Annotated in this window: 6 protein-coding genes, 2 tRNA genes, 3 rRNA genes and 2 pseudogenes; 10 read left to right on the plus strand and 3 right to left on the minus strand. The window is 36.6% G+C overall.

What is annotated here, in order from left to right; all coding sequences use genetic code 11:
- The first annotated feature begins 30 nt into the window (after window positions 1-30).
- Entirely contained in the window at window positions 31-525 is a 495-nt protein-coding gene (locus JJC05_RS11580; protein ID WP_105197022.1) for a YkgJ family cysteine cluster protein, read from the plus strand.
- Between the two features lie 245 nt (window positions 526-770).
- Window positions 771-1,148 carry a PAS domain-containing protein gene (locus JJC05_RS18365; protein ID WP_309597319.1) on the plus strand — a complete coding sequence of 126 codons (378 nt, stop codon included), beginning with the start codon at window positions 771-773 and terminating at the stop codon, window positions 1,146-1,148.
- Window positions 1,149-1,732: 584 nt separating this feature from the next.
- Here JJC05_RS18365 and JJC05_RS11590 read toward each other — a convergent pair.
- Window positions 1,733-2,981, minus strand: a pseudogene (locus JJC05_RS11590) (exo-beta-N-acetylmuramidase NamZ family protein).
- A gap of 6 nt (window positions 2,982-2,987) precedes the next feature.
- Between JJC05_RS11590 and JJC05_RS11595 the strand changes: the two are divergent.
- From JJC05_RS11595 to JJC05_RS11630, 8 genes and pseudogenes are all read left to right on the plus strand, one after another.
- Window positions 2,988-4,239: pseudogene (locus JJC05_RS11595) on the plus strand (ABC transporter permease).
- Between the two features lie 522 nt (window positions 4,240-4,761).
- Window positions 4,762-6,276: ribosomal RNA gene (locus JJC05_RS11600) — 16S ribosomal RNA — on the plus strand.
- A gap of 96 nt (window positions 6,277-6,372) precedes the next feature.
- A tRNA-Ile gene (locus tag JJC05_RS11605) sits at window positions 6,373-6,446 on the plus strand.
- A gap of 112 nt (window positions 6,447-6,558) precedes the next feature.
- Window positions 6,559-6,632, plus strand: a tRNA-Ala gene (locus tag JJC05_RS11610).
- A 207-nt stretch (window positions 6,633-6,839) separates the two neighbouring features.
- Window positions 6,840-9,715: ribosomal RNA gene (locus JJC05_RS11615) — 23S ribosomal RNA — on the plus strand.
- Window positions 9,716-9,916: 201 nt separating this feature from the next.
- Window positions 9,917-10,025, plus strand: a 5S ribosomal RNA gene (gene rrf, locus JJC05_RS11620).
- The 16S, 23S and 5S rRNA genes sit together here with 2 tRNA genes alongside, the layout of an rRNA operon.
- A gap of 241 nt (window positions 10,026-10,266) precedes the next feature.
- Complete coding sequence (gene ychF, locus JJC05_RS11625; protein ID WP_105195122.1) at window positions 10,267-11,361, plus strand: redox-regulated ATPase YchF; 1,095 nt, start codon at window positions 10,267-10,269, stop codon at window positions 11,359-11,361.
- Window positions 11,362-11,397: 36 nt separating this feature from the next.
- Window positions 11,398-11,685: a helix-turn-helix domain-containing protein gene (locus JJC05_RS11630; protein ID WP_235878874.1), complete on the plus strand. Its 288-nt coding sequence runs from the start codon at window positions 11,398-11,400 to the stop codon at window positions 11,683-11,685.
- Between the two features lie 248 nt (window positions 11,686-11,933).
- Here JJC05_RS11630 and JJC05_RS11635 read toward each other — a convergent pair whose 3' ends face one another.
- A complete protein-coding gene (locus tag JJC05_RS11635; RefSeq protein ID WP_258928760.1) occupies window positions 11,934-12,674 on the minus strand; it encodes a toxin-antitoxin system YwqK family antitoxin in 741 nt (246 codons plus the stop codon).
- A 161-nt stretch (window positions 12,675-12,835) separates the two neighbouring features.
- On the minus strand, window positions 12,836-14,353 hold the full coding sequence (locus JJC05_RS17390) for a toxin-antitoxin system YwqK family antitoxin (RefSeq protein WP_258928762.1): 1,518 nt from the start codon (window positions 14,351-14,353) through the stop codon (window positions 12,836-12,838).
- Window positions 14,354-14,972 lie beyond the last annotated feature (619 nt).

Raw genomic sequence — 14,972 nt, forward strand, 5'->3', positions numbered from 1 at the left:
AACTTTGTAGCTTAATTTGAAACTCGAAATTTGAAACCAGAATTAAACCAACTCAGTAAGCTTGCCAAAGATAAGCATAATGAAAATAAAAAGTATTTCGATAAACTAAAAAAGAAAACACCTAAGAACTTAGACTATGTTATGCAAGAATTGCATAATGCAGAGTTTAAAAAAATGGATTGTTTAGAATGTGCCAATTGTTGTAAAACTACAGGACCATTATTTACTACTGCCGATATAGAACGAATTGCAAAATATTTTAGATTAAAGCCACAGCAATTTATACAACAATACCTTAAAATAGATGAAGATAATGATTACGTGCTAAAAAGTCTGCCATGTGTTTTTTTAGATGCACAAAATTATTGTATGATATATGATGTACGTCCAAAAGCATGTCGAGAGTTTCCACATACAGATCGAAAAAAATTTCAACAAATTGCCAATCTAACTATAAAAAATGTCGCTATATGTCCAGCAGCCTATAACATAGTAGAAGAAATGAAAAAGAAATTACCATTATAAAAATATAAATTAAACCCAAATTACGTTTTGGAAATTTATTACAGATGCTGATTCAACTCATCAAAGTAATTTTAAATAGCAATATTTACGATATATAAAGAATGTTAAAAATTTAAATAATGATTGAATAAGTGTTTTAATTATGAAATCTGTTTTTATTGGTTGCTTTTTTTGCAAATATGATATTTATCATATTTTTTTTATCTTATTTTTTGAAACATTTGCCCGTTTTTAAAAAAGTGTTAATGTTAAACAATGTAAAACCTATTCCTGTTGATAGAGAAGTTAACTGGAATAAATCAAGAACAATTATCAGTAAAACAGATCAATATGGAACTATAATTTCTGTAAACGATGTTTTTTTAGATGTTTCGGGATATGCCGAAAAAGAATTGTTAAAACAATCCCATAATGTAATTAGACATCCTGATATGCCTAAAGCTATTTTTAAAATCTTATGGGATAATCTGAAAAAAGGAGAAAACTTTTATGGAATTGTAAAGAATATGGCAAAATCAGGTGAATATTACTGGGTTTTGACAGATTTTGATATAGTTGATGGTAATAAAGGATATCAAGCAAGAAGAGTGGCAGTTCCTGAAGATTTGGTCAAAAAGAAATAGAACCCTTATATCATAGAATCAGAAAGTTAGAAGAATTTTATGGAGCAGATGGAGGTGAAAACTACTTAAAAGGATTCCTAGAAAAAGAAGGAAAGACCTATGTAGAGTATATTAGACATATAATAGATAAATATACCAACTCTAACTTTGAGGAGAAAGTAATGACAGAGGAAGAAAGCAGAAGTTTTTTAAGAAGATTATTTGGATAGAATAGATTTAAAAATAACAAAACAAAATACACGAAGGATATTATAATAAATAGATCTACAAATATATAAAAAATATAAAAATTTGCTTTAAACCCAGATTGCGCATTAGACTTCGTTTTGAAACAAAAATTTTCAATAAATTCAAGTGCTCACGAAAAATTTTAGAAGACGAAATAGTTAACTATTTCGATGATTAAGGGGAGAGTACGTGCTTGAATGGTAGAAAATAAAGTGAAATAGATTTCTAATGCGGAATTTGGGTTAAACATAGTATTTCATACAAAAGAAAAAATACTTTTTAATTAAAATCGTTTTATCTATTGTAGATTTTTAATACGTAATTTTCATTTGAAAAAAATATTTAAAAAAACTAACCTAATATTCAATATTTAGATATTTCCCTCTTATTTTTTTAAACACCAATAAATCTTTTTCCCAAGATTTGCGAATTTCAGCCTCAGAAGTACCTGCTTCTATCTGTTGTTGAAGTTTTTTAGTACCAGCCAACTTTGTGAAAAAATCATTAAAAAAAGGATTCATAGTCTGATTATTCTCCTTATAAGCCTTTATTAACCACTTGATTTCAAGTTGTTTGATTTTTTTCTATTTTTGTTAAATCTTCCCCATAACAAAGTTTGCCATTCCAAACGGGATCTTTAGCACCTAAATTAGGTAAAGGAGTAAAAGTAAAATTATTTCCGATCAAATATGGTGATCCGTAAATCTGAAATTGTTTGTTAGTACCACGTCCTACACTCACGTTTGTGCCTTCAAAAAGACATAAAGAAGCATATAAATTAATAGCTTGATAATTAGGTAGATTCGGTGAAGGATTTATTGGTAAATCATAAAACATTTCACGCTTATAGTTCTTACAAGGGATGATTTTTAACCTACATTCAATACCATTTTTAAGCCACCTCTCACCATTAATCATTCTAGCATATTCACCTATTGTCATCCCGTGTAGCACAGGTATAGGGTGCATTCCCACAAAACTTTTAAATTCAGTCTCTAAAACAGGGCCATCAACAATATTGCCATTAGGATTAGGCCTGTCTAAAACCAGAAGAAAAATATTATTTTCAGCACAAGCTTCCATAACATAATGCAAAGAAGAAATATAAGTATAAAAACGAGCACCTACATCTTGTAAATCAAAAATCATGATGTCAATATTCGTTAATTGTTCAGGCTTCGGTTTTTTGTTACTACCATAAAGAGAGATAATAGGTAATCCAGTTTTAGCATCTTTGCCATCCTTTATTAGTTCTCCAGCGTCAGCTGTACCCCTAAACCCATGTTCAGGAGCATATATCTTCTGTAAATTAATCTTATTTTCTGTTAAAAAATCAACCAAATGAACCTTGCTAGATAAAATTCCCGTTTGATTAGTTACAATACCAACCTTTTTGTCTTTCAATAAAGGTAAGTAAATAGAAAAATTATCAGCACCAGTTAAAATACTTCTATTTTTAGTTTCAGCATTCAGTAACTTATTTATTTCTTTAATAGGGGGCTTGTCTGTTTTTTCATCCGCTATTCTCTTTTTGCAATTTCCACAAGCAACTATAGTGAAAAGCCATAATAAAAATGTATTTTTGAAAACCAATTTGTAAATCATTATCAATTGAATTTAGAATTTTTTATCGCCGATCGATTAATACGCACAAAAGAACGTAAAAGTAATATTTCTGCCCCAATAATAAAAATAGCAATAGCAGCTATTGCTATTGGTTTGATAATGATGATTATTTCAGTAGCAACAGGCGTTGGATTACAAAATAAAATACGTCAAAAAGTATCCGCCTTTAATGGTCATATAATAATATCCAATTTTGATGATAACCAATCGCAAGTAAGCCTTAATCCAGTATCTACTAATCAAGATTTTTATCCTAACTTTAATTCAGTTGAAGGAATTAAACATATACAGGCTGTAGCTAGCAAAGCAGGTATTATCCGAACAGAAAAAACTTTTGAAGGAATTGTTTTTAAAGGAGTAGGTAAAGAATATGATTGGAATAATGTTAAAGAATATCTGATAAAAGGAAAACTACCAGACGTAAAAAATAAACTTAATAATCAAATTATTATTTCTGAGTATTTAGCCAATCGCTTATTCTTAGATATAGGAGATAGATGTAATACTTTCTTTATGAAAGAAGAAGGTAAAATGCCTAATCTTCGTTCGTTTCAAATTGTTGGAATTTATAATTCCGGTTTTCAAGAATTTGATGAAGTATATGTTTTGGGGGATATTCGTCATATCCAGCGAATGAATAAATGGAAAACACACAGAAGTAGGAGCTTTTGAAGTTTTTCTTAAAGATTTTGATCAAATAGAAACAAAAGGAGTCGAAGTTTATAATAATACAATAAATAAAGAAGATCCTACTAAAGCCCTAGATACCCAAACTATTGCTCAAAAATATTACTATATTTTTGAATGGCTCAAATTATTTGACTTCAATATCGCAGTTATTCTAATTATTATGATTGTTGTAGCTACCATTAATATGATTGTAGCTTTACTAGTTTTAATTTTAGAACGAACCCAAATGATCGGTATCTTAAAATCAATTGGGGCAAATAATTGGACCATTAGAAAAATATTTTTATATAATGCAATTCATTTAATTGTTAAAGGATTATTATGGGGTAATATTATAGGAATAGGACTCTTGTTTATTCAACAAAAATTTAAAATAGTAAAACTTAATCCAGAAAATTACTATGTTACCACAGCACCCGTAGATATTAATTGGGTTGCTATAACCTTCTTAAATGTAGGGACGGTTTTAATTTGTCTTTTAGTAATGCTCATTCCTTCCTATGTAGTTACTAAAATTTCACCTGTGAAAGCAATAAAATTTATGTAAAAAAAACAGAGAGTACTTTAAAGTTAAGCAGAGTATATTTTTAATAAATAATAAGGATTTCACAATATTTTCTACCTATTAAAAAAAATAACAAGACTCGAAAAACAACCAAACAAATTAAAGGACTATAAAATAATAGAAAGGGAGTAGTGGATAACTATTTGATAAACAGCAATTAAAATAAAAAACTAAAAAAAATAAGACAAAACACTAGGAAAAAGAAAAAAACGAGCGTATCTTTGCACCCGCAACAGCGAAGTTCATTAAGTTATTGTTAAGACATTTTTAGAAGCTTACTTCAAAAAAAGTTTTCAAAAAAAGTCTTGCGAATTTAAAAAGAATTTTTACCTTTGCACCCGCTAAGACGAAAAGTCAAAAGCGAAAAATAAGAATAAAAAGTTCATAGACATATTGGATTGACAGCACGTTTTAATAGAGATATTAAAACAATAAAATTTTAAGAGAGTAAGAAAACTAGCATTCTTTGTCCACAATATTTAACCTTAGGGTTACAAAAGATATACGATGAAGAGTTTGATCCTGGCTCAGGATGAACGCTAGCGGCAGGCTTAACACATGCAAGTCGAGGGGTAGAAGGAGCTTGCTCCTTTGAGACCGGCGCACGGGTGCGTAACGCGTATGTAATCTACCTTGTACAGGGGGATAGCCCAGAGAAATTTGGATTAATACCCCATAGTATTATGATGTGGCCTCACATTGTGATTAAAGTTCCAACGGTACAAGATGAGCATGCGTCCCATTAGCTAGATGGTAAGGTAACGGCTTACCATGGCCACGATGGGTAGGGGTCCTGAGAGGGAGATCCCCCACACTGGTACTGAGACACTGGACCAGACTCCTACGGGAGGCAGCAGTGAGGAATATTGGGCAATGGTCGCAAGACTGACCCAGCCATGCCGCGTGCAGGATGACGCATCTATGGTGTGTAAACTGCTTTTGTACAGGAAGAAACACTCCCTTGCGAGGGAGCTTGACGGTACTGTAAGAATAAGGATCGGCTAACTCCGTGCCAGCAGCCGCGGTAATACGGAGGATCCAAGCGTTATCCGGAATCATTGGGTTTAAAGGGTCCGTAGGCGGTTTTATAAGTCAGTGGTGAAATCTGGTCGCTCAACGATCAAACGGCCATTGATACTGTAAGACTTGAATTACTTGGAAGTAACTAGAATATGTAGTGTAGCGGTGAAATGCTTAGAGATTACATGGAATACCAATTGCGAAGGCAGGTTACTACGAGTATATTGACGCTGATGGACGAAAGCGTGGGGAGCGAACAGGATTAGATACCCGGTAGTCCACGCCGTAAACGATGGATACTAGCTGTTTGGAGCAATCTGAGTGGCTAAGCGAAAGTGATAAGTATCCCACCCGGGAGTACGCTCGCAAGAGTGAAACTCAAAGGAATTGACGGGGGCCCGCACAAGCGGAGGAGCATGTGGTTTAATTCGATGATACGCGAGGAACCTTACCAAGGCTTAAATGGGAAACGACAGATTTGGAAACAGATCTTTCTTCGGACGTTTTTCAAGGTGCTGCATGGTTGTCGTCAGCTCGTGCCGTGAGGTGTCAGGTTAAGTCCTATAACGAGCGCAACCCCTGTTGTTAGTTGCCATCGAGTAAGGTCGGGAACTCTAACAAGACTGCCGGTGCAAACCGTGAGGAAGGTGGGGATGACGTCAAATCATCACGGCCCTTACGCCTTGGGCTACACACGTGCTACAATGGACGGTACAGAGAGCAGCCACTACGCAAGTAGGCGCGAATCTAAAAAACCGTTCTCAGTTCGGATCGGAGTCTGCAACTCGACTCCGTGAAGCTGGATTCGCTAGTAATCGCAGATCAGCCATGCTGCGGTGAATACGTTCCCGGGCCTTGTACACACCGCCCGTCAAGCCATGGAAGCTGGGGGTACCTGAAGTCGGTGACCGCAAGGAGCTGCCTAGGGTAAAACTGGTAACTAGGGCTAAGTCGTAACAAGGTAGCCGTACCGGAAGGTGCGGCTGGAACACCTCCTTTCTAGAGACAAAAAAAAGGATGTGATTTAAAATTAAATTTAAATTAAAATCTTACTCTCGCTGTTAATTCAAAAAAAAGAAAAGGCTTAAAATACAGAGTCTCGTAGCTCAGCTGGTTAGAGTACTACACTGATAATGTAGGGGTCGGCAGTTCGAGTCTGCCCGGGACTACTATTTAAAGTTATAAAAAGGAAATTCTAGAAGCGAATTTTGAATTATAAATTTTAAATGATGAATTTGAAAAATAATTCAAAAAAATAATTCAACATTCAAAATAGACAATGGGGGATTAGCTCAGCTGGCTAGAGCGCCTGCCTTGCACGCAGGAGGTCATCGGTTCGACTCCGATATTCTCCACAACAGCCCCTCCTAACCTTCCCAAAGGGGAGGGACACAGAGCAATCGGCTCTCCCCCTTCGGGGGAGCTGGAGGGGGCTCAAAGTTCATTGACATATTGAGATAAACATACAAACAAGTAGAAAGAACATCTTTAGTGATTAGTAAAAAAGCAATAGGCACTAGTGGCTTATGGCTATTGACTAATGGCTAAAAGAATAAAGAAAACAATAAGCAAAATAAGGGCGTATGGGGAATGCCTAGGCTCTCAGAGGCGAAGAAGGACGTGATAAGCTGCGAAAAGCTGCGGGGATCGGCACATACGAATTGATCCGCAGATATCCCAATGGGGCAACCCACTATGTTGAAGACATAGTATCCGATAGGAGGCGAACCCGCTGAACTGAAACATCTAAGTAGGCGGAGGAGAAGAAAACAAAAGTGATTGCGTAAGTAGTGGCGAGCGAAAGCGCATTAGCCCAAACCGTTGTTGTTACGGCAATAACGGGGTTGTAGGACCACAATATTTCTTGTAAACTGAATTAGAATAACTCGGAAAGGTTAACCCAAGAGGGTGATAGTCCCGTATAAGTAAAGAATATAAAGAATAGTGTTATCCTGAGTAGGGCGGGGCACGTGAAACCCTGTCTGAATCTGGCGGGACCATCCGCTAAGGCTAAATACTCCTGAGAGACCGATAGTGAACCAGTACCGTGAGGGAAAGGTGAAAAGAACCGTGAATAACGGAGTGAAATAGAACCTGAAACCATACGCCTACAAGCGGTCGGAGCAGCATAATCTGTGACGGCGTGCCTTTTGCATAATGAGCCTACGAGTTACCGTTGCTGGCAAGGTTAAGTGATTAAGTCACGGATCCGTAGCGAAAGCGAGTCTGAATAGGGCGCTTAAGTCAGTAGTGGTAGACGCGAAACCGTGTGATCTACCCATGGACAGGATGAAGCTTTGTTAACCCAAAGTGGAGGTCCGAACCCGTTGACGTTGAAAAGTCTTGGGATGATCTGTGGGTAGGGGTGAAAGGCCAATCAAACTCGGAAATAGCTCGTACTCCCCGAAATGCATTTAGGTGCAGCGCTCAAGTTAAGTTATATAGAGGTAGAGCTACTGATTGGATGCGGGGGCTTCACCGCCTACCAATTCCTGACAAACTCCGAATGCTATATAATATATTGAGCAGTGAGGGCTTGGGTGCTAAGGTCCAAGTCCGAGAGGGAAAGAACCCAGACCATCAGCTAAGGTCCCCAAATGTATGCTAAGTTGAACAAACGCGGTTTGATTGCATCGACAGCTAGGATGTTGGCTTGGAAGCAGCCATTCATTTAAAGAGTGCGTAACAGCTCACTAGTCGAGCGATCGAGCATGGATAATAATCGGGCATAAGTATACTACCGAAGCTATGGATTTGTATATAGATACAAGTGGTAGGGGAGCATTCTAACATCGCCGAAGGTATCTTGTGAGAGGTGCTGGAGAGGTTAGAAAAGAAAATGTAGGCATAAGTAACGATAAGGGGTGCGAGAAACACCCCCGCCGAAAAACTAAGGTTTCCGCAGCTATGCTAATCAGCTGCGGGTTAGTCGGGTCCTAAGGCAAATCCGAAAGGAGTAGTCGATGGCCAACGGGTTAATATTCCCGTACTAGTTATAATTGTGATGGAGTGACGCAGTGGTGAAAGTACCGCGAACTGACGGAATAGTTCGTTAAAGCACTTAGCTAAAGGCCCGGTAGGCAAATCCGCTGGGACTGGTGAAATGCGATAGTACTCGGATTCTTCGGATGAAGGGATAGTGTACCTAAAGGCTGCCAAGAAAACCTTCTAAACATAGATTATAAGTACCCGTACCGTAAACCGACACAGGTAGTTGAGGAGAGTATCCTAAGGCGCTCGAGAGATTCATGGCTAAGGAATTAGGCAAAATAGACCTGTAACTTCGGGAGAAAGGTCGCCAGCGCAAGCTGGCCGCAGTGAAAAGGTCCGGGCGACTGTTTATCAAAAACACAGGGCTCTGCAAAATCGTAAGATGACGTATAGGGCCTGACACCTGCCCGGTGCTGGAAGGTTAAGAGGAGATGTTATCTTCGGAGAAGCATTGAATTGAAGCCCCAGTAAACGGCGGCCGTAACTATAACGGTCCTAAGGTAGCGAAATTCCTTGTCGGGTAAGTTCCGACCTGCACGAATGGTGTAACGATCTGGACACTGTCTCAGCCATGAGCTCGGTGAAATTGTAGTATCGGTGAAGATGCCGATTACCCGCAGTGGGACGAAAAGACCCTGTGCACCTTTACTATAGCTTAGTATTGGTCTTGGATAAGTGATGTGTAGGATAGGTGGGAGACTGTGAAATGGCGTCGCTAGGCGTTGTGGAGTCATTGTTGAAATACCACCCTTTGCTTATCTGAGGTCTAACTCCTAAAAAAGGAGGACATTGCTTGGTGGGTAGTTTGACTGGGGTGGTCGCCTCCAAAAGAGTAACGGAGGCTTCTAAAGGTTCCCTCAGCACGCTTGGTAACCGTGCGTAGAGTGCAATGGCAAAAGGGAGCTTGACTGAGAGACATACAGGTCGATCAGGTACGAAAGTAGAGCATAGTGATCCGGTGGTTCCGCATGGAAGGGCCATCGCTCAAAGGATAAAAGGTACGCCGGGGATAACAGGCTGATCTCCCCCAAGAGCTCACATCGACGGGGGGTTTGGCACCTCGATGTCGGCTCGTCACATCCTGGGGGCTGGAGAAGGTCCCAAGGGTTGGGCTGTTCGCCCATTAAAGTGGCACGCGAGCTGGGTTCAGAACGTCGTGAGACAGTTCGGTCTCTATCTACTGTGGGCGTTAGAAATTTGAGTGGATCTGACTCTAGTACGAGAGGACCGAGTTGGACCAACCGCTGGTGTATCTGTTGTTCCGCCGGGAGCACCGCAGAGTAGCTACGTTGGGAAGGGATAAGCGCTGAAAGCATATAAGCGCGAAACCCACCACAAGATGAGATTTCTTTTAAGGGTCGTGGAAGATGACCACGTTGATAGGCTATAGATGTAAAGGCAGTAATGTCAGAGTCAAGTAGTACTAATAACCCGTAAGCTTATTGTAGCCCCACCCAACCTCCCCAAAGGGGAGGAGTCAGGGTGGGGCGTAAAATTCTTTCTTTACCTAAAAAGGATTATAAACAAATTTGAATATTTATCTCAATATGTTAAAATATTAGCCATTAGGCAAAAGGCATAAGCCAAGAGTTTAATGGAAAAGCACAAACTAGTGGCTTATGGCTATTAGCTAATGCCTTTAAAACCTTAAGGTGGTTATTGCGGCGGGGCTCACCTCTTCCCATTTCGAACAGAGAAGTTAAGCCCGCCAGCGTCGATGGTACTGCATATTGTGGGAGAGTAGATCGCTGCCTTTCTTTAAAACCCTTCATCTATACGATGAGGGGTTTTTCTTTTATAGAAATTGCTAATGGAATACCGCAATCACCGCGTGAGCGGGCGTAGCAAGCTACCGTGTAGCGCGAAGCACGCGACCCGCCTTTAGGTTGGTTTGCGCCAAGGGCTATAGTGAATGTTGATTGAGGCGGGGCACGCCAAAAAAATAGCTTTTGAAGTATAAAATGGCTATATTTGCAGACTTTTTAAAAATAATTAACCATGAAAGCAGGTATTGTAGGCTTACCGAATGTAGGAAAATCGACTTTATTCAATTGTTTGTCGAATGCGAAGGCACAGAGTGCTAATTTTCCGTTTTGTACGATTGAACCGAATATTGGGGTGGTGAATGTGCCAGATCCTCGTTTGGAAAAATTAGAAGAATTGGTTAATCCAGAGCGTGTGTTGCCTGCTACTGTTGAGATTGTGGATATTGCTGGATTGGTGAAGGGAGCTAGTAAAGGTGAAGGTTTAGGAAATCAATTTTTAGGTAATATTCGCGAGTGTAATGCGATTATTCATGTGTTGCGTTGTTTTGACAATGATAATATTGTGCATGTGGATGGTAATGTGAATCCGATTCGTGATAAGGAGACGATTGATATTGAGTTGCAATTGAAAGATTTAGAAACGGTTGAAAAGCGTTTGGATAAGGCTAAAAAGACGGCTAAATCGGGTAATAAGGAAGCTATTGTTGAGGCGGATTTATTAGAGCGTATTAAGGCTGTTTTGTTAGAAGGTAAATCAGCTCGTGTGATTGAGCCTAAGAATCAGGATGAGGAAGATTGTTTGAATGGGATTCAGTTGATTACGTCTAAGCCTGTATTGTATGTTTGTAACGTGGATGAATCGTCTGCGGCAACGGGTAATGTGTATGTGGAACAGGTGAAGGAGTTGGTGAAGGATGAGAATGCTCAGGTAATTGTATTGGCTGTTGCTACGGAGGCAGATATCACGGAATTGGAAACGTATGAGGAACGTCAGATGTTTTTGGGAGATATGGGCTTGGAAGAACCCGGTGTTTCTAAATTAATTCGTTCGGCTTATAAGTTGTTGAATTTGCAAACGTATTTTACTGCGGGTGTGAAGGAGGTTCGTGCTTGGACTATCAAAATTGGTGATACGGCTCCGAAAGCGGCTGGTGTAATTCATACGGATTTTGAGAAAGGGTTTATCCGTGCGGAGGTTATTGCTTATGAAGATTATGTGGCTTTTGGTTCTGAGGCTAAGGTTAAGGAGGCTGGTAAGTTGCGTGTGGAAGGTAAGGAGTATATTGTGAAGGATGGTGATGTAATGCACTTTAGATTTAATGTATAACGTGTTATTAACGATATAAAAATAGGGGTCGTTGATATTGGGAACAGTAATTATAATAAATTGGAAAATGGTCACAGAGATTTATCTATTGAAGAGTTACAAAAATTAGCAAAGCTTTTTAATCTTACAGCGGATCAGATTTTAAATTACGAAAATATTATTCCTGAAGAAGTGACTATAACGGATAAACCAGACTTTGAAAAACTTCATTTGATTAATCAATTAGATGAGGAAGATAAGACGACTATTTTTAAAATAGTAGACACTATGCTTACTAAAAAGAAGTTTAAGGATTTCTTTAATAAAAATGTAGTCTCTTTATAAAATATCAAAAGCACCCTTTTGTAGAGTGCTTTTGTCTTATTTATATTTCCACAAAGCTCGAAACGTTTGCGGAGCATGTTCGTCTTAAAAAAATTATTGTCAGACTTTGAGAGTAAAGACAAACAATGTTTACTACTTACCGTAGATAATTTTATTAAAGCTACTAAATTGAATAGCTTGTAAAAGATTAAAACCCTCATTTGAGGGTTTTATTTTTTAATGTACTTCTATATCAAAAGAAAGGGTATCTATAAAAACAGGGGTAACTTTATCTTTAAACTCGTATTTAACGATACTTTGTATTGTATTTTTGCCTTTTTAGTAAGAACTTCTTCTACATTCCATTGGCAAGGTTCTATATGTTTTAAAGTTCGTTTGACTTTTGAATTATCAACGCTCATATTTTCTATTTTAAAACTACGTTTGGCGTTGGGGATATTGGCTATTAAATAGCTGTACTTTAATTTATCGCCAACTTTTAAATATTGCTGTTCTTTAATTTTAAACTGCTCGGGATGTGAAAATCTGTATTGATAAACTTCTAATTGTGGATAACCGTAATATTTAGTTACACCTTTTTTATCGAAGTTAATAATAAAGGTTGATTTTCCTAAATCATCATACATAACGTATTTTTCAGTTAGTTCTTCAGGGGAAAAAAAAGTGGTTTCTTCTGTAATTTTAGCCTTTTTAAATTGTATTGATTCAATTTTTCCATTATCATAATAATAAAAACATTTTCCATTTATATGTCCATTGATAAATTGACCTTCTGATATTTTAATGCCTTTATCGTTATAGTTTACAAACTTACCATGTATAATTGTGTCCCCATTTTTAAGAATATATTCATTTGTGCCTATTAAATTGCCTGATGGGTTATATTCTTTTAAAATATAAATTTTCTCATTCTTAAGAGAAGAATAAAATAATATTGTAACTAAAACTAAAATAGTTAATAAAATTAATATTTTTTTATTGTTTATCATTATTCTGTTTTTCTTGTTTATTATAAATATCTTTTCTTCCCCAAGTTTTATTACCGTAGATATTTATTAAAGCTACTAAATTGAATAGCTTGTAAAAAGATTAAAACCCTCATTTGAGGGTTTTATTTTTTAATGTACTTCTATATCAAAAGAAAGGGTATCTATAAAAACAGGGGTAACTTTATCTTTAAATTCGTATTTAACGATACTTTGTATTGTATTTTTGCCTTTTTAGTAAGAACTTCTTCTACATCCCATTGGCATGGTTCTATATGTTTTAAAGTTCGTTTGACTTTTGAATTATCAACGCTTATATTTTCTATTTTTATACTACGTTTTGTCTTTGGAATATTAGCAATGATATAGCTATATTTTAAGGTTTCGCCTAATGTAAACGAATTTTTTATTTGTTTGTATTGATGATTCGCTATTTTGTGAAGGTGTATTTCAAAATGAGGCCTTCCATTATAACTGCCAGTAACCCCATCTTTATCGAAATTTGTTGTATGAAGTGGTGCTCCAAAATCAGAATACATACGATACTGTTTAATTTTGCCATCAGGATAATAAGTAAAACTTTCTAAATTTATTTTGCTATTTTCTCTAAAATATACAGATTCAATTTTCCCATTATCATAATAATATTTGCAAATTCCATAGGGTTCATTGTTTATAAATTGACCTTCAGATATTTTTATTCCCCTTTCATTATAATTTATAAACTTTCCTTGAAAAATGGTATCACCGTTTCTAATTATATATTCATTAGTACCTATTAATTTGCCTTTTACTGAATACTCTTTTAATATGTATATTTTGTCCTCTTTATTGTAAAAATAAATATTTGTTATTACTAATATAAGGAGAATTACTGCTAGTAATAAAAGTTTATTTCTTTTAGTTGGTTTTTTTAAACTCATCGTCTTTTCTAGTAAAAGTATAATTCCTTGTTTTTTTATCGTAAGAGATATTATAGTCGTTGTCTTTTTGAGTGTTAAGTTTAATTTCTTTTTATTAGCTTCTTTCAAATCACTATAAGCTCCTTTAGTGGAGTATCCTGCATCAATAGAACTACCTATATTATCAATAGCGTCTATAATTCTGTTAGGATGACCTAATAATCCATCTCCAATTGATTGTAATCCATTTGTTGATAATCCAAAAATGTCAATATCCATATCTTCAACTTTTTCAGCGTAATTAGCTGTTTCCAGACCACGTTTTACCGCAGGATCATTTTTTTCTTTATTGATAAAATTAATTCCTCTTTTAAAATGTCCTTTAGAATTATCTTGTAATTTGTCATTTTTTTCTTGAGGGATAGATAGTATTAAATTATCTAATTTTTCAGCTATACTTTTAATGGGTTCAATGACATCTTTATTAAATTTGTTAACCTTGTAACTTGAAAAATCATCTTTTAAAGTTTGTTTTACTTCTCTCCAAAAGTTTTTCAACCATTTTGGAGGATTTGGAGCTTTCCCATCAGGATCAACAAAAATCAATGGATTATTAAGACAATAATTATAAGGTGAAGCATTAGGAAACTTCTCCGCTAGTGGGTCAATAGACATCCAACACTGCACAACTTTCGCCTCGCGCGAGGGCTTGGGTTCGTGCCTACGAACAATTTGTAATGGATTATATGTGAGTTTGTAGCATCCCATTTGTAAAATCAAAAGTACTTATTTTTTCAATTGTTTTTCAGTTGAAAAAAAAAAAGAAGTTGTTTTTTATTGAAAAAGTAAAAGCAAGTACAAAACCAACTTTCCATTTTGCCTGTGGTTTGGGGTTGGTTTTGTTCTTTCGCTCGATTTTTTTGGAAGATTGCCACTTTTTATTTTTCAATTGAAAAAAAGGCTTCTTGGCAATCTTCTAAAAAAATGAGCCAACAACCGTAGGGCGTTAGTCATCGTACTGTTTTTTAAAATTTTTGTGATAAAAAACAAGCAAAGATTTAAGGCTACAAGTTTTCACGAAGTAGGCGTAATTTTGCGAAGTTTTTTGAACAAAGAATTTACAAATAATAAAGCTTTCGTAGTGCGTTGGCAGTAGGGTCGGCAGTGGGTGGGAGCGATGGAGTGGGGCTATTTTACATAATAAGCTTATGGTGCAAGGCGAAGCGAACCCTTTAGGGCTTGACTCATAATGGCTTATTATGTAACATAGCTTTGGGAGTGGTTGAGGGTTGGGTTTCGGCTCTTGTTTTTTGAGCGTGGGAAGTAAGCGGATAAAAAAAGGTTTTTTTGTGTGCGATGGGCTTTGGAAAACAAAAACCCTTTTTTTATTGGCTTACTG

This window comes from Flavobacterium davisii (assembly GCF_019565505.1).
Taxonomy (GTDB): Bacteria; Bacteroidota; Bacteroidia; order Flavobacteriales; family Flavobacteriaceae; genus Flavobacterium; species Flavobacterium davisii.

What these genes read in the sequence shown, in the direction of transcription:
- ychF (WP_105195122.1), top strand. Translation starts at nt 10,267, where the DNA reads ATGAAAGCAGGTATTGTAGGCTTACCGAATGTAGGAAAATCGACTTTA.
- JJC05_RS18365 (WP_309597319.1), top strand. Translation starts at nt 771, where the DNA reads ATGTTAAACAATGTAAAACCTATTCCTGTTGATAGAGAAGTTAACTGG.
- JJC05_RS11635 (WP_258928760.1), bottom strand. Translation starts at nt 12,674, where the DNA reads ATGATAAACAATAAAAAAATATTAATTTTATTAACTATTTTAGTTTTA.